At 59.3% G+C, this 23,845-nt stretch carries 25 protein-coding genes and 6 tRNA genes; 17 read left to right on the top strand and 14 right to left on the bottom strand.

Going from position 1 to position 23,845, the window contains the following annotated elements; translation table 11 throughout:
* Window positions 1–9 precede the first annotated feature (9 nt).
* Window positions 10–765, top strand: coding sequence for a HesA/MoeB/ThiF family protein (locus GSR16_RS18725; RefSeq protein ID WP_159880023.1), 756 nt, complete (start codon window positions 10–12; stop codon window positions 763–765).
* Between the two features lie 212 nt (window positions 766–977).
* Here the strand turns inward: GSR16_RS18725 and GSR16_RS18720 are convergent, their stop codons facing one another.
* From GSR16_RS18720 to GSR16_RS18700, 5 genes are all read right to left on the bottom strand, one after another.
* Window positions 978–1,469, bottom strand: a complete 492-nt coding sequence (locus GSR16_RS18720) for a TlpA disulfide reductase family protein (RefSeq protein ID WP_159880021.1) — start codon at window positions 1,467–1,469, stop codon at window positions 978–980.
* 57 nt (window positions 1,470–1,526) lie between these two features.
* Window positions 1,527–1,934: an acyl-CoA thioesterase gene (locus GSR16_RS18715; RefSeq protein ID WP_240902537.1), complete on the bottom strand. Its 408-nt coding sequence runs from the start codon at window positions 1,932–1,934 to the stop codon at window positions 1,527–1,529.
* Window positions 1,935–1,962: 28 nt separating this feature from the next.
* Entirely contained in the window at window positions 1,963–2,337 is a 375-nt protein-coding gene (locus GSR16_RS18710) for a VacJ (RefSeq protein WP_159880017.1), read from the bottom strand.
* A 14-nt stretch (window positions 2,338–2,351) separates the two neighbouring features.
* Window positions 2,352–3,218: an energy transducer TonB gene (locus GSR16_RS18705; protein WP_159880016.1), complete on the bottom strand. Its 867-nt coding sequence runs from the start codon at window positions 3,216–3,218 to the stop codon at window positions 2,352–2,354.
* A 102-nt stretch (window positions 3,219–3,320) separates the two neighbouring features.
* Window positions 3,321–3,785 carry a Dps family protein gene (locus tag GSR16_RS18700; RefSeq protein WP_159880014.1) on the bottom strand — a complete coding sequence of 155 codons (465 nt, stop codon included), beginning with the start codon at window positions 3,783–3,785 and terminating at the stop codon, window positions 3,321–3,323.
* Between the two features lie 104 nt (window positions 3,786–3,889).
* Here GSR16_RS18700 and GSR16_RS18695 point away from each other — a divergent pair, with 104 nt between their 5' ends.
* Window positions 3,890–4,186 (top strand): DUF167 domain-containing protein, encoded by a 297-nt coding sequence (locus tag GSR16_RS18695; protein WP_159880012.1) that lies wholly within the window; start codon window positions 3,890–3,892, stop codon window positions 4,184–4,186.
* Window positions 4,187–4,197: 11 nt separating this feature from the next.
* Here the strand turns inward: GSR16_RS18695 and GSR16_RS18690 are convergent, their stop codons facing one another.
* Complete coding sequence (locus tag GSR16_RS18690; RefSeq protein ID WP_159880010.1) at window positions 4,198–4,620, bottom strand: FxsA family protein; 423 nt, start codon at window positions 4,618–4,620, stop codon at window positions 4,198–4,200.
* Window positions 4,621–4,637: 17 nt separating this feature from the next.
* Here GSR16_RS18690 and cutA point away from each other — a divergent pair, with 17 nt between their 5' ends.
* The 8 genes from cutA (at window position 4,638) to GSR16_RS18650 (ending at window position 6,122) form a co-directional block, all read left to right on the top strand.
* Entirely contained in the window at window positions 4,638–4,979 is a 342-nt protein-coding gene (gene cutA / locus GSR16_RS18685; protein WP_159880008.1) for a divalent-cation tolerance protein CutA, read from the top strand.
* A gap of 137 nt (window positions 4,980–5,116) precedes the next feature.
* A tRNA-Lys gene (locus GSR16_RS18680) sits at window positions 5,117–5,192 on the top strand.
* A gap of 9 nt (window positions 5,193–5,201) precedes the next feature.
* A tRNA-Lys gene (locus tag GSR16_RS18675) sits at window positions 5,202–5,277 on the top strand.
* Between the two features lie 30 nt (window positions 5,278–5,307).
* Window positions 5,308–5,383, top strand: a tRNA-Lys gene (locus GSR16_RS18670).
* An 11-nt stretch (window positions 5,384–5,394) separates the two neighbouring features.
* Window positions 5,395–5,470 (top strand) — tRNA-Lys (locus GSR16_RS18665).
* Window positions 5,471–5,500: 30 nt separating this feature from the next.
* Window positions 5,501–5,576 (top strand) — tRNA-Lys (locus GSR16_RS18660).
* Window positions 5,577–5,587: 11 nt separating this feature from the next.
* A tRNA-Lys gene (locus GSR16_RS18655) sits at window positions 5,588–5,663 on the top strand.
* 132 nt (window positions 5,664–5,795) lie between these two features.
* Complete coding sequence (locus GSR16_RS18650; RefSeq protein WP_159880006.1) at window positions 5,796–6,122, top strand: hypothetical protein; 327 nt, start codon at window positions 5,796–5,798, stop codon at window positions 6,120–6,122.
* 50 nt (window positions 6,123–6,172) lie between these two features.
* On the opposite strand, the gene GSR16_RS18645 is transcribed toward GSR16_RS18650, so the two are convergent.
* Both GSR16_RS18645 and pyrE read right to left on the bottom strand, forming a co-directional pair.
* Window positions 6,173–6,778, bottom strand: a complete 606-nt coding sequence (locus GSR16_RS18645) for a DUF4124 domain-containing protein (protein WP_159880004.1) — start codon at window positions 6,776–6,778, stop codon at window positions 6,173–6,175.
* Window positions 6,779–7,423, bottom strand: a complete 645-nt coding sequence (gene pyrE / locus GSR16_RS18640) for an orotate phosphoribosyltransferase (protein ID WP_159880002.1) — start codon at window positions 7,421–7,423, stop codon at window positions 6,779–6,781.
* 76 nt (window positions 7,424–7,499) lie between these two features.
* Here pyrE and GSR16_RS18635 point away from each other — a divergent pair, with 76 nt between their 5' ends.
* From GSR16_RS18635 to GSR16_RS18625, 3 genes are all read left to right on the top strand, one after another.
* Window positions 7,500–8,282, top strand: coding sequence for an exodeoxyribonuclease III (locus GSR16_RS18635; RefSeq protein WP_159880000.1), 783 nt, complete (start codon window positions 7,500–7,502; stop codon window positions 8,280–8,282).
* Window positions 8,283–8,443: 161 nt separating this feature from the next.
* On the top strand, window positions 8,444–8,917 hold the full coding sequence (locus GSR16_RS18630; RefSeq protein WP_159879998.1) for a hypothetical protein: 474 nt from the start codon (window positions 8,444–8,446) through the stop codon (window positions 8,915–8,917).
* A 115-nt stretch (window positions 8,918–9,032) separates the two neighbouring features.
* On the top strand, window positions 9,033–9,680 hold the full coding sequence (locus GSR16_RS18625; protein WP_240902536.1) for an alpha/beta hydrolase: 648 nt from the start codon (window positions 9,033–9,035) through the stop codon (window positions 9,678–9,680).
* Window positions 9,681–9,745: 65 nt separating this feature from the next.
* Here the strand turns inward: GSR16_RS18625 and GSR16_RS18620 are convergent, their stop codons facing one another.
* Window positions 9,746–10,582: a sulfurtransferase gene (locus tag GSR16_RS18620; RefSeq protein WP_159879996.1), complete on the bottom strand. Its 837-nt coding sequence runs from the start codon at window positions 10,580–10,582 to the stop codon at window positions 9,746–9,748.
* A gap of 189 nt (window positions 10,583–10,771) precedes the next feature.
* Entirely contained in the window at window positions 10,772–11,182 is a 411-nt protein-coding gene (locus tag GSR16_RS18615; protein WP_159879994.1) for an HIT family protein, read from the bottom strand.
* 169 nt (window positions 11,183–11,351) lie between these two features.
* Here GSR16_RS18615 and paeA point away from each other — a divergent pair, with 169 nt between their 5' ends.
* From paeA to GSR16_RS18600, 3 genes are all read left to right on the top strand, one after another.
* On the top strand, window positions 11,352–12,656 hold the full coding sequence (gene paeA / locus GSR16_RS18610; protein ID WP_205677463.1) for a polyamine export protein PaeA: 1,305 nt from the start codon (window positions 11,352–11,354) through the stop codon (window positions 12,654–12,656).
* 136 nt (window positions 12,657–12,792) lie between these two features.
* Complete coding sequence (locus GSR16_RS18605) at window positions 12,793–13,083, top strand: acid-shock protein (RefSeq protein WP_159879992.1); 291 nt, start codon at window positions 12,793–12,795, stop codon at window positions 13,081–13,083.
* Between the two features lie 189 nt (window positions 13,084–13,272).
* Window positions 13,273–14,025, top strand: a complete 753-nt coding sequence (locus GSR16_RS18600) for a glutathione S-transferase family protein (protein WP_159879990.1) — start codon at window positions 13,273–13,275, stop codon at window positions 14,023–14,025.
* 54 nt (window positions 14,026–14,079) lie between these two features.
* Here the strand turns inward: GSR16_RS18600 and GSR16_RS18595 are convergent, their stop codons facing one another.
* From GSR16_RS18595 to GSR16_RS18580, 4 genes are all read right to left on the bottom strand, one after another.
* Window positions 14,080–17,922 (bottom strand): DUF3683 domain-containing protein, encoded by a 3,843-nt coding sequence (locus tag GSR16_RS18595; protein ID WP_159879988.1) that lies wholly within the window; start codon window positions 17,920–17,922, stop codon window positions 14,080–14,082.
* Between the two features lie 218 nt (window positions 17,923–18,140).
* Window positions 18,141–19,130 carry a 4-hydroxythreonine-4-phosphate dehydrogenase PdxA gene (gene pdxA, locus GSR16_RS18590; protein ID WP_159879986.1) on the bottom strand — a complete coding sequence of 330 codons (990 nt, stop codon included), beginning with the start codon at window positions 19,128–19,130 and terminating at the stop codon, window positions 18,141–18,143.
* A 3-nt stretch (window positions 19,131–19,133) separates the two neighbouring features.
* On the bottom strand, window positions 19,134–20,423 hold the full coding sequence (locus GSR16_RS18585; RefSeq protein WP_240902535.1) for a peptidylprolyl isomerase: 1,290 nt from the start codon (window positions 20,421–20,423) through the stop codon (window positions 19,134–19,136).
* 2 nt (window positions 20,424–20,425) lie between these two features.
* Window positions 20,426–22,729 (bottom strand): LPS-assembly protein LptD, encoded by a 2,304-nt coding sequence (locus tag GSR16_RS18580; protein WP_159879982.1) that lies wholly within the window; start codon window positions 22,727–22,729, stop codon window positions 20,426–20,428.
* Window positions 22,730–22,803: 74 nt separating this feature from the next.
* Here GSR16_RS18580 and amgK point away from each other — a divergent pair, with 74 nt between their 5' ends.
* On the top strand, window positions 22,804–23,835 hold the full coding sequence (amgK, locus tag GSR16_RS18575; protein WP_159879972.1) for an N-acetylmuramate/N-acetylglucosamine kinase AmgK: 1,032 nt from the start codon (window positions 22,804–22,806) through the stop codon (window positions 23,833–23,835).
* Window positions 23,836–23,845 lie beyond the last annotated feature (10 nt).

Below are 23,845 nucleotides of genomic sequence, written 5' to 3'. Positions count from 1 at the left end.
TTTGACCCCATGACAGATCTGAACGATGCGGCGCTGCTGCGCTACAGCCGGCATATCATGCTGCCGGAAATCGATATTGAAGGCCAGCAGCGGCTGGCAGCGGCCCGGGTGCTGGTGATTGGTGCCGGCGGACTGGGCTCGCCGGTGGCGCTGTACCTGGCCAGTGCCGGTGTTGGCCATATCACGCTGGCGGATGATGATGTGGTGGAGTTGAGCAATCTGCAGCGCCAAGTGGTGCACGATATGGCATCACTGGGGCAGAACAAGGCTGAGTCGGCCCGTGCCCGCATGCTGGCACTCAATCCGGACATCGCAGTGCGGGCGCTGGGCGAGCGGCTGGATGCCCAGCGGCTGCTGCAGGAGGCCGGCCTGCATGATCTGCTGCTGGATTGTTCGGACAATTTCACCACCCGCCATGCGGTGAACCGCGCCAGCGTGGCTGCCGGGGTGCCGCTGGTATCCGGTGCGGCAGTACGCTTTGCCGGACAGCTGGCGGTGTTTGATCCGCGCGTGGCGGGTTCGCCCTGTTATCACTGCCTGTTTGCCGAGGAGGGCGAGGCATCCGATGGCCCGTGTGCGACCTTTGGCGTGTTGTCACCGCTGGTGGGAGTGATTGGCAGCTTGCAGGCAGTGGAAGCGGTGAAACTGCTGGCAGGGCGTGCGCCGGTACTTGGCCGCCTGACCTTGTACGATGCGCTGAGCGGCGAATTCCGCCAGATGAAGTTCAGCCGCGATCCTGACTGTCCGGTATGTGCGGTGCGTTGAAGAACCCTCTCTCGCTTCCTGAAAAGAAAACGAGGCTCACGTCTTCTCTTCAATTGGCAGGGTAAGGGCGGGGGATAGGGAATCGATGGGAAGGCTGCGGAAGAAATAGCTTAGTCGAAAGGCCCGGCTTTTCCGGGTCCAGTGCAATCGAACCAGATTACTATGCCAGCAGCCTGAAGCCCCGCTTTGGCGGGGCTTTTTGCTGACCGGGCTCAGGCGCCCAGTTGCTGGTTCAGGATCTGATGGACTTCCTTGAAATCCATTACCCCGACATAGCGCTTGAGGATATTGCCCTGCTTGTCGATCAGAAAAGTTGTGGGTGCCAGCTGGATATCGCCGAAGGCCTTGGCAATGCTGCCCTGGCCATCTAGGGCGACGAAGAAGGGAAGCTGGTTTTTCTGCACAAAAGCCTGCACGTAATTGGGCGGATCATAGCTCATGGCCACCGCCATGATTTGCAGTCCCCGCGCACCGTATTGCTGGTACAGCTTCTTGATTTCGGGCATTTCTTCCACGCAGCCCGGGCAGCTGGTGGCCCAGAAATTCACCAGTACCACCTTGCCCTTGAGCGAGGCGGTATCGGCCTGCTGGCCGCTGAGCGAGGTATAGCTGACCTGTGGCGCTGCATTACGGTCGAACAGGGTGGTGTAGGCAATCAGGCCGACGACGGCAAGGGCCAGGAGTGAGAGCAGAGCCTTCTTCATGCGTGGTAATCCGAATGGTGGAAAAACGGTAGCCCCGCATTGGCGGGGCCTCCGGCATTATTGGTCTTGCATGGACTGCAAGAGTTCCTTCAATTGTCCCTCAAGCGTTACCGCCTTGTTCTGCTTGGCGTCAAATACCACGAAGGTGACATCGGCTTCGGCCACAAGCTTTTCGCTGCCAGCCAGTGTAACGCGCTGGTGCATCACTGCACTGCGGCTGCCAATGGTCTTGACCGAGGTGGCAATGGCCAACTCGTCGCCCATGGTGGCCGGGTAGCGGTAGTCGATGTTGATGTTCACCACCACCAGTGCCAGGCCGGACTGCAAAAACCACGGCAGATCGCCGCGTTCTTCGAAGAAGGTCCAGCGCGATTCTTCGAGAAACTCCAGGTAGCGGGCATTGTTGACGTGGCCGTACAGATCCAGATGATAGCCCCGGACCTTGATGCGTGTTTCATGTGTCATGTGTTTCCCCTCGGTGTGAAGCTGGGTCTCAATCCTCGGCATTGAGGTCCAGCGGAACGAATGGCTCGCGCTCTAGTGGCGTCTCGACCATATCGGTAAGAACGGAGTGGATTTCAACATCGAACCACTCCAGGAACAGGGCCGGCGTCAGTTGCTCCGGCCACAGTGTTTCGTCATCGCACCAGTCGGCCAGTTCGGCCTGAAACAGCATACGGTAGTGTTGCAATACAAAATCATGGGCGGATTCATAATCGTCAGCGGCCGGAATCAGCAGGGCATTGCAGTCCCGGGTCAGGGCTTCCAGCTCCAGCTGGCCATCCAGCTCGCCCGGCAGTTGCTGCAGCCATGCCAGAAAGGGTGCACGCGGGCGGATCAGGGCAATGCTGCGGTTGACTTCAAACATGGTGAATCCTTGTATTAATGGCTGGAAATCTGGTTGTCGCGCGTAAAAGCGAAAGTCTGCACGATGATTTTGGAGCCCTGCGGCGCGAGTGATGGCGGGAAGGGGCTGAATGGCGCGCTCATCTGCACGATGCGTTTCGCCCCTTCGTCTAGCACATCTTGCCCTGAGCCGCGCAGGATGCGGCACTTGAGCAGGCTGCCATCGGCGGCAACAGTCACTTCCAGCGTTACCGAGCCATGGATGTTCTGCCGGCGGGCCTGCTCGGGGTAGTTGAGGTTGCCTATCCGTTCGATGCGCAGTCGCCAGTCGGTCTGATAGCGGGACCATTCGTAGCGATGGGTGCTGTCGCCGTTGCTGTTCTTGCGGCCTGATTCCAGGCTGCTGTCGTTCATGGTGACGTCGCCACGTACGGCGCTGAGCTGGCCTACCTGGGCCAGCAGGCTGCCGGAATTCACCGGGGCAGCTGGTTTGTCAGTGGACTCGGCAGAGGGCGGAGGCAATGCCGGAGATTTTTTGTCTACCGTCTGGCGTATGGTGTGAACCTGCCGTGGCTGTGGTGTGCTGTCGTCGAGCGATGCCGATGGTGTCTGAGCCGGCGGCTCGTTGGACTGGCGATGGCTGGCCTGCTTGTGTTTTTGCTCGGTGTTGCCGCTGCCCTGGTTATTGTCCAGGCCAAGGCGGCGGGTATCCGGCGGGGCCAGGCTGGGCTGGGCTGCCAGATTGACGCTGATGGTGTGGCTGTCTGGCAATTGCAGCGGACGTACCCATCTAATCATGCTGGAGCCGAACAGCAGCACATGTGCCAGCAGCGATGCAGCAATCATGATGAATAGTGTCAGCTGCGGATTGCGGCTGACCGGGGTGCGCAGATGGGCGGTCATGGGTGTACGGCGGCCTCCATAGGTCTGCAGCAGTTTAGCATGGCTGAGGAAGTACCAGAAAAAACGCCGTGCATTGCACGGCGTTCTACTGGTGTTGACGGCTTACTTGTCCAGCATGCTGCGCAGCATCCATGCGGTTTTCTCATGCACCTGCAGGCGCTGGGTCAGCAGGTCGGCGGTGGGCTCATCCGCGGCACGGTCGGCCAGCGGAAAGATGCTGCGGGCTGTACGGCAGAGGATTTCATGGCCATCCACCAGTTGGGCCAGCATTTCTTCCGCTTTCGGCACGCCGCTGGCTTCTGCAATGGCCGTCAGTTTGGCGTAGTCGGCATAGCTGCCCGGTGCAAAGTGGCCGAGTGCGCGAATGCGCTCTGCAATCAGGTCTACCGCCAGTGAAAGTTCGTTGTATTGGGTTTCGAACATCAGGTGCAGGGTGTTGAACATCGGCCCGGTGACGTTCCAGTGGAAATTGTGGGTTTTCAGGTACAGGGTGTAAGTGTCAGCCAGCAGCCGGGAAAGGCCATGGGCAATGTCCTGGCGGTCTTGTTCGTTGATGCCGATATCCATATGCAAACTCCTGATTGATGGGAACGCCAGGCCATGTCTGCGGGCTGGGCTTGCCGGCCTGCGGCAGTTCTGGTCTAGAATTGCCCTTTTGCGGAAAAATCACCATGAAACCCTGGCTGGTCTGTAATGGCAGTGTGGTACGACTTACTCTGCACGTGCAGCCCGGTGCCAGAAAAACCGAAGTCGCCGGCGAACATGGCGACTGTCTGAAAATCCGTCTTGCGGCCCCCCCTGTTGATGGTAAGGCCAATGCAGCTTTGCTGGCATGGCTGGCCGACTGCTTTTCGGTTGGCAAGCGGGCGGTCAGCCTGCAGGCCGGAGACAAAAGCCGACACAAGGTGGTGTCCATTGCTACGGCGCTGGATGCAGCTGCGGTACTGCAGCTGCTGCAAGTCCAGTAAGCACCGTTACTTTAGTGAATACGGCGCGGATCATTGCCCTTGGGCTCAACCCGGCTGAATTCGCCTTCGATCACATCATCAGCCATTGCTGTCGGGCTGCCCACATTCTTCAGGGTCGGTCCCTTGAATGGCAGCAACAGCAGGATGGCCAGCAAATCGCTCAGAATACCCGGAATGGCGAACAGCAACCCAGACAGGGCATAGCGCAGTGGCCACAGCAATGAGTATAGCGACACCTGCTGGCCCTGGCGCAACACGCTGGACAAGGTAAGCAGAGCGCCCAGCTTCTGGTTGCGCAGCATCCAGATGCCCAGCATGCTGCTGGCCACCACCAGCAGGAACACCACACCACCACCAAGATGATGGGCCAGGGTAACCAGGGTGGCGATTTCCAGCAGGGGATAAATCAGTAACAGCAATAAAATGGCGCGCATCGAATCAAGGTATCCGTATGAATTATCTGATGGTGTTTTGCAATGTGCCGGACGAAACAACGGCCAAACACATTGCTCATGTTCTGGTGCAGGAGCAACTGGCTGCCTGCGTCAATATCCTGCCCGCCTGTCGGTCGGTTTATATCTGGCAAGGCTTGCTGGAAGAAAGCAGCGAAATTCCCTTGCTGATCAAGACGACACAAGCAGGCTATGCGGCTTTGCAACAGCGTCTGCTGGCATTGCATCCCTATGATGTGCCGGAAATCGTCGCAGTGCCAGTCACGCAGGGCTTGCCCGCTTATCTGACATGGGTATCGCAGGCGGTGGTTTCAAGAGATGCCGGCCAGGTGGCAGGATAATTTTCGACTTGCAGCAATGCGGCTGAGTTCCAGCCGTTTAGCATGAATTTCTGGTCTATGCCCCGGTTTTTTCAAATTAATTCGGTAAAAGTATTGACTGAAAAAGGCTGTTTTATTATAGTTGCGAACTCTTTCGTGGGTCGGTAGCTCAGCCGGTAGAGCAGCGGACTTTTAATCCGTTGGTCGCGAGTTCGAATCTCGCCCGACCCACCAGTTTTACCCGGGTTGTTAGCTCAGTTGGTAGAGCAGCGGACTCTTAATCCGTAGGTCGAGTGTTCGAGCCACTCACAACCCACCAAGTTTTCCGGTTTTGCCGTCAAGCAAGATCGGGTCGGTAGCTCAGCCGGTAGAGCAGCGGACTTTTAATCCGTTGGTCGCGAGTTCGAATCTCGCCCGACCCACCACCGTTTTACACGGGTTGTTAGCTCAGTTGGTAGAGCAGCGGACTCTTAATCCGTAGGTCGAGTGTTCGAGCCACTCACAACCCACCAAGTTTTCCGGTTTTGCCGTCAAGCAAGATCGGGTCGGTAGCTCAGCCGGTAGAGCAGCGGACTTTTAATCCGTTGGTCGCGAGTTCGAATCTCGCCCGACCCACCACCGTTTTACACGGGTTGTTAGCTCAGTTGGTAGAGCAGCGGACTCTTAATCCGTAGGTCGAGTGTTCGAGCCACTCACAACCCACCAGATAGTACAAAAAGCCCGGTCGGCAAGCTGACCGGGCTTTTTGTTTTGTCGATCTGACATGGTGATATCGTCAAGCCGGCTGTGGGTGTGGATAATGACAGAGTCAAGAATACCTGTGAGAGGGTCCGGCCAATGATCAAACATTTTGCCTTTGTGATGCTGCTGGCTGCTCCGCTGCCACTGTTGGCGCAGACGGTCGATGAACAATTGCTGTCGGCGCAGATGGCCTATCAGCAGGCCAATAATATGCAGGAGCAGGCGGTAGAGCGGCTCAAGCAAGCCCAGGCTGCCAAGTTGCAGGCAGACCAGCGTCTGGCAGATGCCCAGGCGGCGGTACAGCGTGCTACGGATGAGCTGGCTGCGGCTGGCAGTGCCGATGCTGCGGCAAAACAGCAGATGCAACAGCAAACCAAGCAGTTGGATGAGGCCTGGAAGCGCAAGGACGCTGGCGGTCAGTGAATGGCTGTTCGATAGGATGAAAAAAGCCGGAATCTTCCGGCTTTTTTCATTTACTGTCTGCTACGGGTGATCTGCTGGTAGCGCGTAATGTCTTCTTGCATTTTCTGACGCACGCTGTTGAATTCAGCCTGCTTGGTGGCAAGCTGCGCACCCAGGCCTTTCTGCTCCTGCTGAATCACCTGGATATTGTGTTGCAGGCCAGCCGGTACCGGGCGGTGCATTTTCTGACTGACATCCTGCTCCTTGAGCATGTCGCGCAGTTGCAGGTTGAGAGATTTCAGGCGTGAGTACTGGGCATCCAGCGATGCCTGCAGGATGCTCAGCTGTTTTTCGCGGTCAGCTTTTAATTCGTCGATATTGCGATAGCTTTCCAGCAGCCCCTTATCGTAACGGGCGCTATCCAGCTGGCGCTGCTGCTCCTGCTTGTGCTGGGCTTCGCTGGCTTCGCGCTGGCGGCGGGCCTGCTCGCTTTCTGCCTGCTTGCGAACGGTACCCTGTCGGCTCAGTTCGGCCACCCCCTGCTTCTGGTTCTGCAGCGGGGCGGAGTCGCTGTAATGCACCTTGCCTGCGTCGTCCACCCACTTGTACAGCGCACCATCAGCCATGGCAGTGCCGCAACCCAGCAAGAGCAACAAGGCAGGAAGATGCTTGGTCATTTAATCATTCACTCCATATTGGGCGCGGTAGTCGCGTACTGCAGCCAGATGCTGCGCCAGTTCCGGGCTGTCTTCCAGAAAGCCCAGCAGGTCTTTCAGGGTGGCAATGGCCACAACCGGCATGCCATATTGCTGGGCCACTTCCTGCACGGCAGACAGGCTGCCAGTACCGCGTTCCATGCGGTCCAGTGCAATGGCCACCCCGGCAGGTGTAGCTCCGGCGGCACGGATCAGCTCGACCGATTCCCGTACCGAGGTACCGGCGGAAATCACATCGTCGATGATCAGCACGCGGCCTTGCAGGGGGGCACCAACCAGGGTGCCGCCTTCGCCATGATCCTTGGCTTCCTTGCGATTATAGGCAAAAGACACATTGCGGCCTGCTTCGGCCATGGCCATGGTGGCACCGGCGGCCAGGATGATACCCTTGTAGGCAGGCCCGAACAGCATGTCGAACTCGATATTGCTTGCCATTATCGACTTGGCATAGAAACGCGACAAGTGCAAGGTGGACAAACCGTCGTTAAACAGGCCGGCATTGAAGAAATACGGCGATTTGCGCCCGGCCTTGGTGATGAACTCGCCAAACTTCAATACCTGCTTGTCGAGTGCAAAACGGATAAAATCTTGGCGGAAATCGCTCATATCATTCCTCATAGAGACTAGTTAACTATCTGAACGGCTGGAAAATTTGCCGGCAAGGATAGCACAGGAGACTGCATTGCTTCGAATCGTTTCAGCCAATCTCAATGGCATCCGCTCGGCGGACAAGAAAGGTTTTTTTGACTGGTTGTCCGGCATTGCTGCCGATTTTGTCTGTGTACAGGAGCTTAAGGCACAGGCGGGGGACCTGAGCGAGCGCATGCGCGCGCCCGATGGCATGACTGGCTACTTCCACTATGCCGAGAAAAAGGGTTACAGCGGCGTGGGGGTGTACACCCGCCGCCAGCCCGACAGGGTGGTGGAAGGCTTGGGGGTGGACTGGATCGATGCCGAGGGCCGTTTCCTGCAGCTGGATTTCGGTAATCTGAGTGTGGTGTCGCTCTACCTGCCTTCCGGCTCCAGCAGTGATGAACGCCAGCAGGTGAAGTTCCAGTTTCTTGATGTGTTCATGCCACATCTGGAGCAATTGAAAGCTGCCGGGCGGGATATCGTAATCTGTGGCGACTGGAATATTGCCCACAATGAAATCGATCTGAAAAACTGGAAGGGCAATCTGAAAAATTCCGGCTTCCTGCCCGAAGAGCGGGCCTGGATGACAGACCTGCTAAGCCGGGTGGGCTGGTGCGATGTCTGGCGCAGCCTGTATCCGGATCTCCCCGGCTATAGCTGGTGGAGCAACCGCGGCCAGGCTTATGCCAAGGATGTGGGCTGGCGCATCGACTATCACATCGTTACACCGTCACTGATGGCGTTGGCAAAAGCTGCCTCGGTGTACAAGGAGGAGAAGTTCTCCGACCATGCGCCGCTGATTGTGGATTACGCGCTGGCGCTGCCGGCTTGATGAATTTGTGTTGAGCATCGTGTGCTGGCAACAAATTGCAATGATTGTCTTAACCCTTTCTTACGTCTTACGCCTAGGATGAAGTTATCGTTTGTGCGTGTTCGCCGGCAGTGCAGGTGTGTCGGCGGCTGGCTCAATCTCAACTTCACAGGATGCATGCCATGAGAAACCGTCTGCTATTTTTTCTGCTGGCACTGGGTGCCACGGCACCGGCACTCGCTGCCAATGTCGGCATTTCAGTCAATATCGGTGAACCGGGCTTTTACGGCCAGCTGGATATCGGTAATTATCCGCCTCCGGTCTTGCTATACCCGCAGCCGGTGATTGTCAGTCCGGTGGTGGTGGCCCAGCCGCCCATCTATCTGCGTGTTCCACCGGGACATGCCCGCCACTGGGATCGTTATTGCAGCCGTTACCACGCTTGTGACCGGCGGGTGTATTTTGTGCAGGACCAGTGGTACCGCGAGGAATATGCCCCACGCTATCAGCGTGAGCACCCACATGGCCACGATGGTCACGATAATGGCTGGCACAAGGGCGAAGACCATCGCGGTAATGATTACCGGGGCAATGATCATCGTAATGGTCGGCCGGGCGAGCCCTGGCCAGACCAGCCCGGTGAGGGCCGGCGCTGACCTCGTTGTGCTGCATGCGGAAACCGCCGGCTTGTCCGGCGGTTTTGCATTCCCGCGTCTTAAGCTTTAGCCTGTTGCCTGCGTGGCAGCTAGGGTGGTCACGCGGCGATCAACCATGATGCTGCTACTGCTAAGCAGGCAGCATCAGCAAGGCACAAGGGCCGTGATGCTGGACGATGATGATGTAGTACTGATTACCGTGCCCGGCTGGGGAAATTCCGGTGACCGGCACTGGCAAACCCTGTGGGAGCTGACCTATCCGCTGGCGCGGCGGGTACAACAGCTGGACTGGCTGTATCCGGAGCTTACTGCCTGGGTAGCGGCGCTGGATGCGCTGGTGCGGGATACCCCCGGTCGCATTGTGTTGGCGGCACACAGTCTGGGTTGTCATACCACGGTGGCCTGGTTGCGTACGGTGGATTTTGCCACGCAGCGTCGTATCAAGGGGGTATTGCTGGTGGCACCTCCGGCCTTGCCGATCACGGAAGCACGGGCCCGTGTCAGTGGCGAACTGCCCGAAGATGCTGCCATGCCGGCATTTTCCGGTTTCGAGTTGCCGGATTGCGCGGTACTACCGGTTCCGGCGGTGCTGGTGGCCAGTCGCGATGATCTGTTTTGTGATTTCGCCGTTGCCGAGTCCATGGCATCTGGCTGGGGCGTGCGCTTGCTGGATGCAGGCAAGGCCGGTCATATGGGCAGCCATGCCGGGCTGGGAAGCTGGGCGCTGGGTCAGCAGTTATTGCAGCGTTTCATGCTGGCCTGAGCTGGCTTGTGACGAAACACCGCCGTCCCGGATACCGAAGACGGCGGTTTTGTCATGGTCGTGACTTAGCGGGCGACCGGGCGCTCCGGATCGCTGCACCACTCACTCCAGGAACCCGGATACAGACGGCTGCCGCCGAGGCCGGCGTATTCCATCGCCAACAGGTTGTGGCAGGCGGTGACGCCGGAACCGCACTGGTGGACGATTTCTTCCGGGCTGATGCCGGCCAGTACCGCCTCCCATTCACTGCGCAAGGAGGCCGGGTCCTTGAAGCGGCCATTACCATCCAGATTGTGCTGGAAGAAACGGTTGCGTGCGCCGGGAATGTGACCGCCAACCGGGTCCATGGTTTCTCCCTCGCCACGGAAGCGTTCCGGACTGCGTGCATCCACCACGACAAAATCCTGCTCTGTCAGATTAGCCAGCACCTGCTCTGCATCGACGGTTTCCACCAAGCTGACATTCACCGGAAAACGACGTGGCATATGGCGTTTTTTGTCGGTTTCCAGTGTGGCACCAGCCTGCTGCCAGGCCTGAATGCCGCCATCCAGCACGGCAACGGCGGCGTGGCCCAGCCAGCGCAGCAACATCCAGGCGCGTGCGGCATACATGCCACCGGCGTCGTCGTAGCACACCACTTGTACATCGCCGGTGATGCCGGCAGCACCCAGATCCACCGCCAGGCGCTGGCCGTCCGGCAGCGGGTGACGGCCATTGCTGCCGGTTTTTACCCCGGACAGGTGATAATCCAGATTGAGGTATAGGGCACCGGGAATATGACCGGCTTCGTAGGCATGCAGGCCGTATTCCGGGTCGGTGAGCTGGAAGCGGCAGTCGAGGATTACGGTATGTTCGGGATCCTGCTTTTGTAGCTGGTCTGGGCTGATAAGGGTGCTGTACATCGGCTACTCCTGGCTGGGTGGAGGCAGGACGGTATGCCCTGTCACAAGGAGGAGCCGCTTACGAGCCGGCCCAGGGGCCGGCTTGAAAGCGGTTCCGCAGCCCTGTTGGCAGTGGTGGATGCCAGCAGGACTGCTCTAGCCTACACAGAAGCCTGTACCGCAGGCAAGCTGCCCGGGTGTTGCATTGCATCAGGCAAGTGGCTGATTTTTCAAGGCAGCACGCAAGCCGTCTGCCAGGCCGGCTTTGCCATGGTCGGCACCGCTGCGTTGTGGGCTGGCCCAAATGGGGCTGGGGAAATGGGCATCGTCGGCAAAGCGTGGAATCACATGCCAATGCAGATGCGGCACCACATTGCCCAGGCTGGCCAAGTTGATCTTGTCCGGCTGCATGACTGTGCGGACGGCTATTTCAGTACGGATTACCCAGTCGAGCAGGTGTGTCCGGTCGGCTGGAGCGAGATCGCTCATTTCACGCACATGCTGTTTCCAGATGACGCGGCAGAAACCGGGATAGCCGGCTTCTTCAACCAGCAAAACCCAGAGCAAGGCATCTTCGTGCAGCAATTCGCCGGCAGGCAGGGTGCAAAGCGGACAAGTCATGATCAGATCGCCATATTCTGTTGAAGGATGTCGCTCATTCTACCGTGCTGCCGTCTTGCAGGTTTTTTTCGTCTGTTATACTGATTCCACTGTCCACATGTTCAGTCCTGTCATGCGGGACTGCTATTCTGTACAAGACATCTCGTCGCTAACTCCCTGGAAATACTGTGTGAATCTGGTTCAAAACCTGATGGTGATTGCCGTACTGATTTTGATCAGCGCCTTCTTTTCCATATCGGAAATATCGCTGGCGGCTGCGCGCAAGATCAAGCTGCGGCAAATGGCGGAAGAGGGTGATAACCGTGCCGAGCGGGTACTGGCGCTGCAATCCCAGCCCGGTTTGTTCTTTACCGTGGTGCAGATCGGCCTGAATGCCGTGGCTATCATGGCCGGTATCATGGGCGAAGCCGCCTTCAGCCCTTACTTTGCCCAGGCCCTGCACATGGTGTTTGCGGCGGACTGGGTAGAGCGAGTCAGCTTTTTGCTGTCTTTCATTTCGGTGACTTCGCTGTTTGTGCTGTTTGCCGACCTGATGCCCAAGCGGCTGGGCATGTCGGCGCCGGAGCAGATTGCGGTACGGGTGGTACGACCGATGCAGGCTTGTGTTGCCTTGTTCATGCCGCTGGTGTGGTTGTTCAACAGCCTGGCCAATGCTTTGTTCCGTCTGTTTGGCCTGCCCACGGCAAGGCCGGATGATCTGACACCGGACGATATCGTGGCCATGATGGAGGCCGGGGCCGAGGCCGGTGTGTTGCAGCAGCAGGAACATCACCTGATCGAAAACGTGTTCGAGCTGGAAAGCCGCACCGTACCGTCGTCGATGACGGCGCGGGAAAGCGTGGTGTATTTCACCTTGCAGGAAGAAGAAGCCAGCATCAAGCGCAAGATTGCCGAAAGTCCGCATGCCAAATACCTGGTGTGTGACGGGGTGGTGGATGCGGTGGTGGGCTATGTGGATTCCAAGGATATTCTGACCCGGCTGGTCAACCAGCAAAGTGTATCGATCAAGCGCGAGCTGACCATCCGCAATGTGCTGATCATCCCGGACAGCCTGACCTTGTCCGAGCTGCTGGAACGCTTCAAGGCCTCACGTGAGGACTTTGCCGTGGTGATGAACGAGTACGCGCTGGTGGTGGGCATCATCACGCTGAACGATGTGATGAGCACGGTGATGGGTGACCTGGTGACGCAAAACCAGGAAGACCAGATCGTGCAGCGCGATGCCGACAGCTGGCTGGTGGATGGTGCCTCGCCGGTGGAGGACGTATTGCGCGCACTGGATATCGATGGCTTCCCGGACGACGAGAACTACGAAACCATTGCCGGTTTCATGATGTACATGCTGCGCAAGATTCCCAAGCGTACCGACCATGTCGAGTACGCCGGCTACAAGTTTGAAGTCGTGGACATCGACAACTACCGTATCGACCAGCTACTGGTCACCCGCGTGCAGGCCGCGGCACCGGTGGGCTGAGGCGGTTACGAACGCTTACACGGGCTTACAAGAGTCTCACAGACGCGCAGCTCTGCCCTCCCTAAGATGCAGTTCATGGAGGCAGCAAACACGCTGCCTCCGGAACCCAACAAAGTCGCCTTACGGGAGAATGACCATGAAAAAGATCGCCGCCCTTGCCCTTGCCGCCGTGTTTGGTCTGGCTTCCGCTGCCGGTTTTGCTGCTGACGCCTCTGCCCCGGCTGCCAAGGCTGCCGTTGCCGCTCCGGCCAAGGCCCATGCCAAGGCGCATCAGGCCAAGAAAAAACATCATCAGGTGAAGAAGGCCCGCAAGGCCGCTTCGGCACCTGCCGCACAAAAAGCCCAGTCTGCCAAGAAGCACATGCACAAGCATCATCGCCATCACGTGATGAAGCATCATCACAAGATGGCGCACAAACAGCATTAATAAGCCGCTCAGCGGCAGCTCACTCGCAGTAAGCAGTGCTCAAGCAAAAGGAGGCGTAAGCCTCCTTTTGCTTTTGCTTCGTCCGGAATTGCTGGTCTGATCTGGCGCAATATCCGGCCAGACAGCCGGTAATGCCGATGTCATTGCGTGGCATCATGTTGGCTCTGCCACTACGGGCCGGATGGGCTGATGCTGACACTCTACCAATTCCCTTTTTCCCATTTCTGTGAGAAAGCCTGCTGGGCGCTGGACCTCAAGCAGCAGCCCTACCGCGCGGTCAACCTGTTACCTGCTTTGCATCTGGCCTGGAGCCGGCGCATGGCCAGTGCCAGTTCGCTGCCCATTTTGCGCGACGGGCCGTATATCGTGCAGGATTCGTCCGCCATCATCGACTATCTGGACCAGCGCTGGCCACAGCATGGCCTGACGCCGGCCGCAGAAGCGCAGGCCAGGCAGGCACGGGAGTGGGAGCATTGGCTGGGCGAGGAAATCGGTGTGCCTTTGCGCTTGTGGTTCTATTCTCACGTACTGCGCCAGCGCAAGTATGCGATGGCCTTCCTGCTGCGCGGCGCATCGCGTGGCCAGGGGCTGGTGTTTCAGGCGCTGTTCGGTCTGATTCGCCACGCCATGTTTTACAAGATGCGGATCACCCCGCAGAGTGCGTCCGCAGCTTTGCCGCAGCTGGAACAGGCACTGGATACGCTGGAAGCCGCCTTGCAAGGTCGGGATTATCTGGTGGGGGATGCCTTCAGCCGGGCCGATCTGACTGCCGCCTCCCTGCTGTGGCCGATGCTGCCGTGGAGTGGGGATGAGACGGCAATGCAGGCCTGCCTGCCCGAGGTGATCAGGCAATGGCGGCAGGGCTTTGTGCAGCGCCCGCTGTATGACTGGCTGCAGCGCACCTATCGCCTGCATCGCCCGGCATCTTGCATTCAGCCATGAAAAAACCGCAGGCACAGGGCCTGCGGTTGTGTGGGTGATGCCAAGAAAAAAGGCTTACAGCAGCACGCGCTCGATACCGCCGTTGCGGGCTTTTTCCACGTAGTCCTTCATCCAGTTTTTGCCCAGGATGTGCTTAGCCATTTCCACCACGATGTAGTCGGCTTCGGTGCCGGTATCCGGGCTGTAGCGCGACAGGCCCTGCAGGCAGGACGGGCAGGAGGTGAGAATCTTCACCGGCTGCTCGGTAGCTCCGATCTTGGCCAGATCCGTGTTGATTTCCTCTTCCTTGCGCGAGCGCACCTGGGTGGCAATGTCTGGTCGGCTGGCGGCAAAGGTGCCGGACTCACCGCAGCAGCGGTCGTTCAGCGTTACACCGCCACCCAATAGCTTGTTGGCCACGTCCAGCGGCTGGTAGGTTTTGATCGGGGTGTGGCAGGGGTCGTGGTACATATACTTCTGACCGCCAATCCCGTCCAGCTTCAGGCCCTTCTCCATCAGGTATTCATGGATGTCGATGATGCGGCAGCCTGGGAAGATTTCCTCGAAACGGTACTTGGCCAACTGGTCGTAGCAGGTGCCACAGCTGACCACCACGGTCTTGATGTCCAGATAGTTCAGCGTGTTGGCCAGACGGTGGAACAGCACGCGGTTTTCCGTGGTGATGGCCTCACCCTTGTCGGCATAGCCGGCGGAGGTCTGCGGGTAGCCACAGCACAGATAGCCCGGCGGCAGCACGGTCTGGGTGCCGACATGCCACAGCATGGCCTGGGTAGCGAGGCCTACCTGGCTGAACAGGCGTTCCGAACCACAGCCGGGGAAGTAGAACACCGCTTCGGCATCTTCCGCCACCTGCGGGTTGCGGATAACCGGTACTACATTGGCGTCTTCCACATCCAGCAGCGCGCGCGCGGTTTTCTTGGGCAGGCCGCCCGGCATCGGCTTGTTGATGAAGTGGATCACCTGCTGCTTGATCGGTGCCTTGCCGACGGTGGACGGCGGCTGTTTGGTTTGCCCGCCAATCAGGTGCAGCTTCTTGCCCACGCTGTAACCCAGGCGCTGGGCCTTGTAGGCAAAGCCGACCAGACCACCACGGATGGCCTTGATGGTGGCCGGGTCCTTGACGGTGAGGAAGGCCATACCCAGCGCGGTGCCGGGATTGAAGCGCTTGTTGCCGGTCTTGCGCAGGAAGTTGCGCATGGCGACCGAGACATCGCCGAAGTCGATCTTCACCGGGCAGGGTTTCACGCAGCGGTGGCATACCGTGCAGTGATCCGCTACGTCGGACAGCTCGTCAAAGTGCTTGAGGCTGACACCACGGCGGGTCTGTTCTTCGTACAGGAAGGCCTCGGTCAGCAGGCCGACGCCCAGAATCTTGTTGCGTGGGCTGTACAGCAGGTTGGCGCGTGGCACGTGGGTGGAGCACACCGGTTTGCACTTGCCGCAACGCAGGCAGTCCTTGACGCTGTTGGAAATGGCACCGATGTCGGATTGCTCCAGAATCAGCGATTCCGCCCCCAGTAGCGAGAACGACGGGGTGTAGGCCATGGTGAGGTCGGCACCCGGCAACAGCTTGCCGCGGTTGAAATGGCCTTTCGGATCCACGCGCTGCTTGTAGGCGCGGAAGGGGGCGATTTCGTCCTCGGTGAGGAATTCCAGCTTGGTGATGCCGATGCCGTGTTCGCCGGAAATCACGCCGTTCAGGCTGCGTGCCAGCTGCATGATGCGTGCCACCGCCTTGTGTGCGGTTTGCAGCATGTCGTAGTCGTCGGAGTTGACCGGCAGGTTGGTATGCACGTTGCCGTCACCGGCGTGCATGTGCAGTGCCACGAACACGCGGCCACGCAGCACTTTCTGGTGCAGTGCATGCACGGCGTCCAGAATCGGTGCGTCGGCCTTGCCGGAGAACAGGTTTTCCAGATCGTTCAGCAATTCGTCCTTCCAGCTGACACGCAGCTGGAAATCGCGCATGGCGATGAACACACTGGACGGGCTGGCATTGGCATCCACCAGCGGTGCATCCGGCCACAGCGAGCGGTACTGGGCAAACGGTGCATCCAGATTGTCCAGCAGCCACTGCCAGCGCTGACGCAGGGTGGAAATCAGCTCCAGTGCGGCACTGCGGCGTTCGCCGATGATTTCGTCGGCGGAGACGGCTCCGCCTTCGGTATCCACCGGCAGGCGGCCATGGAAGTATTCGGTCAGCGTATCCAGCAGGCGCAGCTTGTTGGCGACCGACAGTTCGATATTGATGCGTTCGATGCCGTCGGAGTAATCGCCCAGCCGCGGTAGCGGAATCACCACGTCTTCGTTGATCTTGAAGGCGTTGGTGTGGCGCGAGATGGCGGCAGTGCGCGAGCGGTCCAGCCAGAACTTCTTGCGCGCTTCGGCGGTAACGGCAATAAAGCCTTCACCGGTACGGGCATTGGCAAAGCGCACCACCTGGCTGGTGGCTTCGGCCACGGCATTTTCGTTGTCGCAGACAATGTCGGCCAGCAGGACCATTTTTGGTCTGCCCTTGCTCTTGGCCTTGGTGGCATAACCCACGGCGCGCACATAGCGCCAGTCCAGGTGTTCCAGACCGGCCAGCTGCACGCCTGCCGCATGGCCGGCACCACCGGGCTTGAAGTAGTCGGTGATTTCGACAATGGCCGGCGTAGCCTGGGCCACGGTGCCGAAGAATTCCAGACACACGGTGCGGGTGTGTGCCGGCATGCGGTGCAACACGAAGCGCGCACTGGTGATGATGCCGTCGGTGCCTTCTTTCTGCACGCCGGGCAGGCCGGCGAGGAATTTGTCGGTCACATCCTTGCCCAGGCCGACTTTACGGAAAGTGGGGCCGGGGATGTCCAGCTGCTCGGTGGACAGGACGGTTTTGTCGTCTTCCTTGTAACGGGTGATGCGGAAGCTGGCCACGTCCACGTCGTGGATCTTGCCGTAGTTGTGGCCGACGCGTTCGATGAACATCCAGTTGCCGTTCGGGTCCACCATTTTCCAGCTGGCCAGGTTGTCCAGCGCGGTGCCCCACAGCAGGGCTTTCTTGCCGCCGGCATTCATGGCGACGTTGCCGCCAATACAGGAGGCTTCAGCCGAGGTGGGGTCGACGGCAAACACCAAACCGGCAGCACTGGCCGCCTCGGCCACGCGGGCGGTGACCACACCGGCACCGCACTGGATGGTGGCGCGCTGGCCATCCAGGCCGGGCAGGGCGATGTATTCCACGCCGTTGTGCTGCACCAGCTTTTCGGTGTTGATGACGGCGCTGCGGCGGTCCAGCGGTACTGCACCGCCGGTATAACCGGTACCACCGCCACGCGGGATGATGGTCAGTTCCAGTTCGATCAGCGCGCGCACCAGCGGGGCGATTTCTTCTTCGGTATCCGGCGACAGCACCACGAAGGGGTATTCCACGCGCCAGTCGGTGGCGTCGGTTACGTGCGACACACGGGCCAGACCATCAAACAGGATGTTGTCGCGGCGGGTGTAGCGGCTGAGCTTTTTCAGAATGGCTTGGCGCAGATCGCGGGTTTCGGCAAATTGCTGCTCGAAGGCGTTCACCGCCTGGCGGGCGGCGGCAATCAGCTGGCCTACCTTGTCATTGCCTTCGCGGCGCTTTTCCACTTCCTGCAGGCGGTGGTGCATGGCTTCCACCAGCGCGGACAGGCGCTTGGGGTTGTCCAGCAGGTCGTCTACCAGGTAGGGGTTGCGGTCCACCACCCAGATATCCCCCAGCACTTCAAACAACATGCGGGCAGAACGGCCGGTCTTGCGCTCGCTGCGCAACTCTTCCAGCAGCGCCCACATGGGAGCGCCCAGAAGCCGGATGAAGATTTCCCGGTCCGAATAGGATGTGTAGTTATAGGGGATCTCGCGGAGACGCTGATGGGTGCTGGTGGTCATGGTCCGTGCTGCTGTAATTGTTTGAATACATTAGCGGCTAGTTTAGCCCAATTGCTGCGTTGCGAAAAATGCCGTTCACGTCATTTTTACATTTTGATATAAAGATACCGACCGATTCTGGATGTTGTCCGACAAAACAGGTCCATTCGCCTTAAGGTATTGCCACAAAAGGAAAAGCCCCTGTTATTAGCAGGGGCTGTGGTGTTTTTGCTGTGTGTTCACTGCTGGCTGGCGGCCAGCTGTGTGGCCAGACGCACTGCCTCGAACAGGCTGCCCGGATCGGCCCGGCCTGTGCCGGCCAGGTCCAGTGCCGTGCCATGGTCCACCGAGGTGCGGATGATGGGCAGGCCCAGCGTGATGTTGATGCCAGCCCCGAAGCTGGCGTGCTTGAGCACCGGCAGGCCCTGATCGTGGTACATGGCCAGTACGGCATCGGCTGTCGCCAGCTTGTCCGGGTTGAACAGGGTATCGGCGGGCAGCGGGCCGATCAGCTGCATGCCTTCGGCGCGCAACTGTTGCAATACCGGTTCGATGACGTCGATTTCCTCACGCCCCATGTGGCCGGATTCACCGGCATGCGGGTTGAGGCCGGCCACCAGGATGCGCGGCGAGGGCAGGCCGAATTTGTGTTGCAGATCGGCATGCAGGATGCGAATGACGGCTTCCAGCTCCGGTTGGGTGATGGCATCCGCCACAGCACGCAAGGGCAGGTGGGTGGTGACCAGCGCCACCCGCATGCCGGCACCGGCCAGCATCATCACCACGCGGGGTGTGGCGGTGTGTTCCGCCAGGTATTCGGTGTGGCCGCTGAAAGGCACGCCGGCATCGTTGATGACGCCCTTGTGCACCGGTGCCGTCACCATGCCGGCAAATTCGCCGGACAGGCAACCGGCAATGGCGGCATCCAGCGTATCCAGCACGTAACGGCCATTGCTCGCATCCAGCACGCCCGGCGTGACCGGTGCGGCCAGCGGCACATGCAGGACTTCCAGCGTACCTGCCACCGGCGCGGGCTGGCCGGGCCGGTAAGGCATGAATTGCTGCTGGTGCAGGCCCAGCAGCGCAGCACGCTGTTGCAGCAGCGGCAGGTCGGCAATCACCACCAGTCGTGCCGCACCCTGCCAGTCAGCCAGTTGCAGCACCAGGTCGGGGCCGATGCCGGCGGGTTCGCCGGCGGTGACTGCAAGCAGGGGGCGGGTATCTGTCATGGCTTATTTGTCGTCGAGGCGTTCTTCAACAAAAGCCGAGTCGCGCAGTTGGCGTACCCAGTCGAGGTATGCCTGGTCCAGCTTGCGCAGGCGCAGCTGTTGCTTGATGGTCTGGCGCTCGCGGTCGGCAGATACATCCTGGTTGCGCTTGGCATCTACCAGGATCAGGTGCCAGCCGAAGGGGCTGCGCACCGGTTCGGATACGGTGCCTACCGGCAGGGCCAGCATGGCTTTTTCAAACTCGGGCACCATGTCGCCCTTGTTGACCCAGCCCAGATCGCCACCTTTGGCGTTGCTGCCGTCTTCCGAATACAGCTTGGCCATTTCGGCAAACTTGGCCCCGCGCAGGATGCGGTCGCGGATTTGCAGGATACGGTTCTTGGCATCGGCATCCGATACTGCTTCATTGGTGCGGATCAGGATATGCGAAGTGTGGTACTGCTCCACCAGCAGGGGTTGGTTGCCGCTACGTTTTTCGATCAGCTGGAAAATCATGAAGCCCTGCGGCGTGCGGATGACGCCGGTGTGCTGGCCGGGGTTGAGCTTGTCCAGCATGGAGACGAATTCCGGCGGCAAGGTGGCGGACGGGCGCCAGCCCAGATCGCCACCCTTGATGCCGTTCGGCGCATCAGAGTAAGTGGCGGCAACCTTGGCAAACGGCTGCTTGTCATTCAGCTCGCCCAGTGCCTTGTTGGCCTTGGCCGCCAGATTGTCCAGTTGCTTGGCATCGGCCCGTTCCGGCGTGCTGACCAGGATGGTGGCCAGATGGTATTCGCTGCGATTGGCGCTCTGGGCACTCTTTAGTACCTGATCGACTTCGCTGTCGGTGACATTGATACGGGAGCCGATTTCATTGTTTTTCAGGCGTGCCAGCACGATTTCGCGGCGGATTTCTTCGCGGAAACGGGCAAAGGGTACGCCTTCCTTGGCCAGTTGAGCCTGCAGGCCCTTCACGTCCATCTTGTTTTGCTTGGCAAGGTCGTCGATGGCCAGGTCCAGGTCATGCTCGTCCACCCGCATGCCGTTGCTGTTGGCGTATTCCAGCTGTACCTGTTCGGTAATCATCTGTTCCAGCACCTGGTGCGCCAGGACATCGCGCGCCGGCGGGGTGATGTTCTGGCCCTTGAGTTGCTGGATGGTTGCATCGACACGGTTTTGCAGGTCGAAATTGGTGATCACGGTCTTGTTGACCACAGCCACGATGCGATCCATTTCATTGACCGGGTTGGCCGGTGCTGCATGGGTCGTCTGGACAAGTGTTGCGATCAACAGAGCAAGCAGGGTTTTTTTCATGGTCAATAAGATTGGATGTCGGAAATATTGGAGTAGCCCGGAATCGCCAGCTTCAGGTCGGAGGTCGGGCTGCTGCCCAGACCACCAAGACCGCGCAGTTCCAGCTGGAAGAATACACCGGTGCTGGTTGAGGCTGAAGAAATGGTGGTGGCCAGCGTCGAATCACGTTTCACTACAAAGCGGGCAGTCCAGCAGCCGTCGTTGTACTCCACACCGAGCAGATGCTCAAGTGGCTTGTTGTCGATCAGCGAATAGCTTTCGCGGCCAACGGCATACCACTGGCGGGCGATCGGCCATTGCACGCCCAGGTCGATCTGGCGCAGCGGACCATACTGGGTGGTGTCGCCGATCTGTTCGTAACGGCCATAGCGGTAACGCAGGCTGACCGTTTTACCCGGTGCCGGGTTGTAACGTACTTGCAGGTTGTAACGCTGGGTCTTGGACAGGTCCTGGTTGTATTCGTAGGTACTGTCCAGACGCCATGATTTGGTCAGATCACCACCCAGGCTGCCCAGCAGGCCCTTGCTGTTGTTCTGCAGGGTGATCTGGTCGCCATACAGCGAGGTGTCTTCATTCTTGAAGTAGTAGCGCTGGCCCAACATGACACGCAGGCGTTCGATACCGGACTCGCTGCTGATCAGGCGGCTGGTAACTGCTGCAGTCAGCTGGTTGGCGGCATTGATGCGGTCCCAGCCGGAGAAGCGGTTTTCCGAGAACAGCTGGGCAAAGTTGAAGTCGTTTTCCGAACTGTCGAAGTTCGGGATCTTGCTTTGGTCCTTGGCCGGAATGTAAACGTAGAACAGGCGCGGTTCCAACGTTTCCACGTAGTCGCTGCCGCCAAATTTGGTATCACGTTCGAAGGACAGGCCGGAATCGGTGCTGAATATCGGCAGTGTCCGGGTGATGGTGCTGCCCGGCGTGGTATTGCTGCCCAGCGGGTTCAGGTCGTATTTGGTGTAGTTGACCCCGAACTTGGGCTTGATGAAGCCCCAGCTCTTTTCCAGCAGCGACCAGGTCACGCTGGGGTAGGCCACGAAACGGTCACCGGTCTGCAAGGTGGGGTGCGAGAAGCGGGTCATGTCGCCTTGCAGGTTGAAACTCAGGCCGGCGGGCAGCTTCTGGTTGGCCACCAGCGTCATTTGCGGCAGACGCGCATAGGGCTGGTCGGCAGCGATGACCGGATCTTCCAGCGTCTGGTAGCGCTGGGCACGCAGCATGGTGTCGACATTGCCACCCTGCCAACCAGTGGAGTATTTCACCCAGGCTTCACGCTTGAGGTTGATATTGGTTGCCTGCAGGGTGCGGTCGCCGAAGTCGCTGAAGTAATTGACGTCGGAAACGTAGTTGTACTCGTAGCCGAAAGTCAGGCCGGGGACGACGGTTTGTTTGTGCGTCGCATACCAGGCATAGCGGTTGGTATTGGTCAGCTTGTCATTGCGTAACTGCTCGGTATAGATGCTGCCTTCGTAGCCCGGCTCCAGGTAGCGGAATTCTCCGGCCAGCATGGTGCCGTGCTTCAGGTTGAGGTGCGGCGTGAAGGTGGCGTCGAAATTGGGTGCAATGTTCCAGTAGTAGGGAAGCGCAATATCGAAGCCGGTGGTGCCGGAGCGGAAGGTAGGCGTCAGCAGGCCGGACTTGCGGCTGCCATCCAGCGGAAAGTCGATCCACGGCGTGTACAGGATGGGGACGCCCTGGAATTCCAGTCGGGCATTGCGGGCAACGCCGATATTCGTAGTGTAGTTCAGGTCCAGGGTGGAGGACTTCAGATACCAGGAGTCATCACCCACCACGCAGGAGTTCACGCGACTGTTGATCAGGCGGTACTGGTCTGGTCCGGTGAACTGTACCTCGCTGCCATCGCCACGGAAGGCGATGCCGGACTGCGCCAGGCTGCGCTTGGCACCACCCGGCTTGTTGCTGGTATCCGGGCTGCCCATCTGGAAGGAGGGCTGTTGGGCCGAGCCGGTGTGCTCGTCCATCCAGTAGTCCAGCGTAGTACCGGTGACGACGTCTTTCTCGCGGGTGAGGCGGAAGTGGTTGCCCGCCTTTACCCGGTTCTGTTGCTGGTAGTAATCCAGCCAGTCCGCTTCCAGGGTCTGGTTGTCGCGGATCACCACCACATCGCCGCTGGCCTTGAGCTTGTCCTGCATCTGCCCGTCCATGTGGTCGGCAGTGACATGCGTCTGTCCTTGGGCTGCGGGCGGGGGGGTAAGCGCCTGGGGCGCATTATCGTCGGCCTGGGCGGTAGAAACCGAGAATGCGGCGGCCAGGGCCAGTGTCATTTTCGTGGGCTGCAGTTTGAGCATGCACAAAGCCATATCGTGTGGACAGGTGGGCAGTATAAAATCACACGATTCTATCAGCATCGTGACGAACCGACATGCAACGTTTGGAACAACTCAAGAGCTGGCTCTCCAGCCTGTATCCGCAAACCGACATCCTGGTGGAGTTTGCCGCCGCCGATGCCGACTTCCGCCGCTACTTCCGTGCACACTTTCCCGATGGCACTTCGCGCATCGTGATGGATGCCCCGCCAGAGAAGATGAACACCGACGCCTACGTCAAGGTATGCGAGGTGTTTGCCATGGTGAACGTGCCAGAAATCATCGCGCGTGATCGCGATCAGGGCTTCATTCTGCTGGAGGATCTGGGCAAGGTGACCCTGCTGGCGGCGCTGGAGCACGATGCCCGCCCGTTGGTGCATCGTCATCTGCTGCTGGAGGCGGTGGACACCCTGGTGCAACTGCAACAGGCCAGCCAGCCCGGCGTGCTGCCGGAGTACGACGAAGCCTTGCTGCGCCGTGAACTCAGCCTGTTTCCCGAGTGGTTCTGCGCCAAGGAACTGGGCAAGCCGCTCAACTATGCCCAACGCCAGTTGTGGGATGCTGGCTGTGAAAAATTGCTGGCGGCCATCCTGCCGCAAAGCAAGGTTTACGTGCACCGCGATTTTATTGTCCGTAACCTGATGCTGACGACGGAACGCCCCGGTGTGCTGGATTTCCAGGACGCGGTGTATGGCCCCATCAGCTACGATCTGGTGTCCTTGCTGCGCGATGCTTTCATCGAATGGGAAGAGGATTTCGTGCTGGATATCGCCATCCGTTACTGGGAAAAAGCCCGTGCAGTCGGCCTGCCGGTGCCGGAAAGCGTGGATGATTTCTACCGCGATTTCGAGTGGATGGGTGTGCAGCGCCATCTGAAAGTGGCCGGAATCTTTGCAAGACTTTACCACCGCGACGGCAAGGAAAAGTACCGCAGCGAGATTCCGCGCTTCATCAAGTACCTCAAGCGCACCACGCGCCGTTATCAGGAACTGGCCCCGATCTACCAACTGCTGCTGGAGCTGGTGGGCAAGGATGACACCGATGCCGAGCTGCAGTCAGCCTATCCGGTGCTGAGTGTCAAGGGTTGATGTGGTGGGC

Source organism: Aquitalea denitrificans, assembly GCF_009856625.1.
Taxonomy (GTDB): Bacteria; Pseudomonadota; Gammaproteobacteria; order Burkholderiales; family Chromobacteriaceae; genus Aquitalea; species Aquitalea denitrificans.
Note: the sequence above shows the minus strand (reverse complement) of the source record. Positions and strands in the feature narration are given on the sequence as shown.

Bases quoted from the DNA above. Each gene is read 5' to 3' on its own strand.
- amgK (WP_159879972.1), top strand. From the start codon at position 22,804: ATGCAACGTTTGGAACAACTCAAGAGCTGGCTCTCCAGCCTGTATCCG.
- cutA (WP_159880008.1), top strand. From the start codon at position 4,638: ATGAATTATCTGATGGTGTTTTGCAATGTGCCGGACGAAACAACGGCC.
- GSR16_RS18690 (WP_159880010.1), bottom strand. From the start codon at position 4,620: ATGCGCGCCATTTTATTGCTGTTACTGATTTATCCCCTGCTGGAAATC.
- GSR16_RS18725 (WP_159880023.1), top strand. From the start codon at position 10: ATGACAGATCTGAACGATGCGGCGCTGCTGCGCTACAGCCGGCATATC.
- GSR16_RS18650 (WP_159880006.1), top strand. From the start codon at position 5,796: ATGATCAAACATTTTGCCTTTGTGATGCTGCTGGCTGCTCCGCTGCCA.
- GSR16_RS18605 (WP_159879992.1), top strand. From the start codon at position 12,793: ATGAAAAAGATCGCCGCCCTTGCCCTTGCCGCCGTGTTTGGTCTGGCT.
- pyrE (WP_159880002.1), bottom strand. From the start codon at position 7,423: ATGAGCGATTTCCGCCAAGATTTTATCCGTTTTGCACTCGACAAGCAG.
- GSR16_RS18600 (WP_159879990.1), top strand. From the start codon at position 13,273: ATGCTGACACTCTACCAATTCCCTTTTTCCCATTTCTGTGAGAAAGCC.
- GSR16_RS18715 (WP_240902537.1), bottom strand. From the start codon at position 1,934: ATGACACATGAAACACGCATCAAGGTCCGGGGCTATCATCTGGATCTG.
- GSR16_RS18620 (WP_159879996.1), bottom strand. From the start codon at position 10,582: ATGTACAGCACCCTTATCAGCCCAGACCAGCTACAAAAGCAGGATCCC.
- GSR16_RS18630 (WP_159879998.1), top strand. From the start codon at position 8,444: ATGAGAAACCGTCTGCTATTTTTTCTGCTGGCACTGGGTGCCACGGCA.
- GSR16_RS18645 (WP_159880004.1), bottom strand. From the start codon at position 6,778: ATGACCAAGCATCTTCCTGCCTTGTTGCTCTTGCTGGGTTGCGGCACT.
- GSR16_RS18710 (WP_159880017.1), bottom strand. From the start codon at position 2,337: ATGTTTGAAGTCAACCGCAGCATTGCCCTGATCCGCCCGCGTGCACCC.
- GSR16_RS18625 (WP_240902536.1), top strand. From the start codon at position 9,033: ATGATGCTGCTACTGCTAAGCAGGCAGCATCAGCAAGGCACAAGGGCC.
- GSR16_RS18615 (WP_159879994.1), bottom strand. From the start codon at position 11,182: ATGACTTGTCCGCTTTGCACCCTGCCTGCCGGCGAATTGCTGCACGAA.
- GSR16_RS18595 (WP_159879988.1), bottom strand. From the start codon at position 17,922: ATGACCACCAGCACCCATCAGCGTCTCCGCGAGATCCCCTATAACTAC.
- GSR16_RS18585 (WP_240902535.1), bottom strand. From the start codon at position 20,423: ATGAAAAAAACCCTGCTTGCTCTGTTGATCGCAACACTTGTCCAGACG.
- pdxA (WP_159879986.1), bottom strand. From the start codon at position 19,130: ATGACAGATACCCGCCCCCTGCTTGCAGTCACCGCCGGCGAACCCGCC.
- GSR16_RS18695 (WP_159880012.1), top strand. From the start codon at position 3,890: ATGAAACCCTGGCTGGTCTGTAATGGCAGTGTGGTACGACTTACTCTG.
- GSR16_RS18700 (WP_159880014.1), bottom strand. From the start codon at position 3,785: ATGGATATCGGCATCAACGAACAAGACCGCCAGGACATTGCCCATGGC.
- GSR16_RS18580 (WP_159879982.1), bottom strand. From the start codon at position 22,729: ATGCTCAAACTGCAGCCCACGAAAATGACACTGGCCCTGGCCGCCGCA.
- GSR16_RS18720 (WP_159880021.1), bottom strand. From the start codon at position 1,469: ATGAAGAAGGCTCTGCTCTCACTCCTGGCCCTTGCCGTCGTCGGCCTG.
- GSR16_RS18705 (WP_159880016.1), bottom strand. From the start codon at position 3,218: ATGACCGCCCATCTGCGCACCCCGGTCAGCCGCAATCCGCAGCTGACA.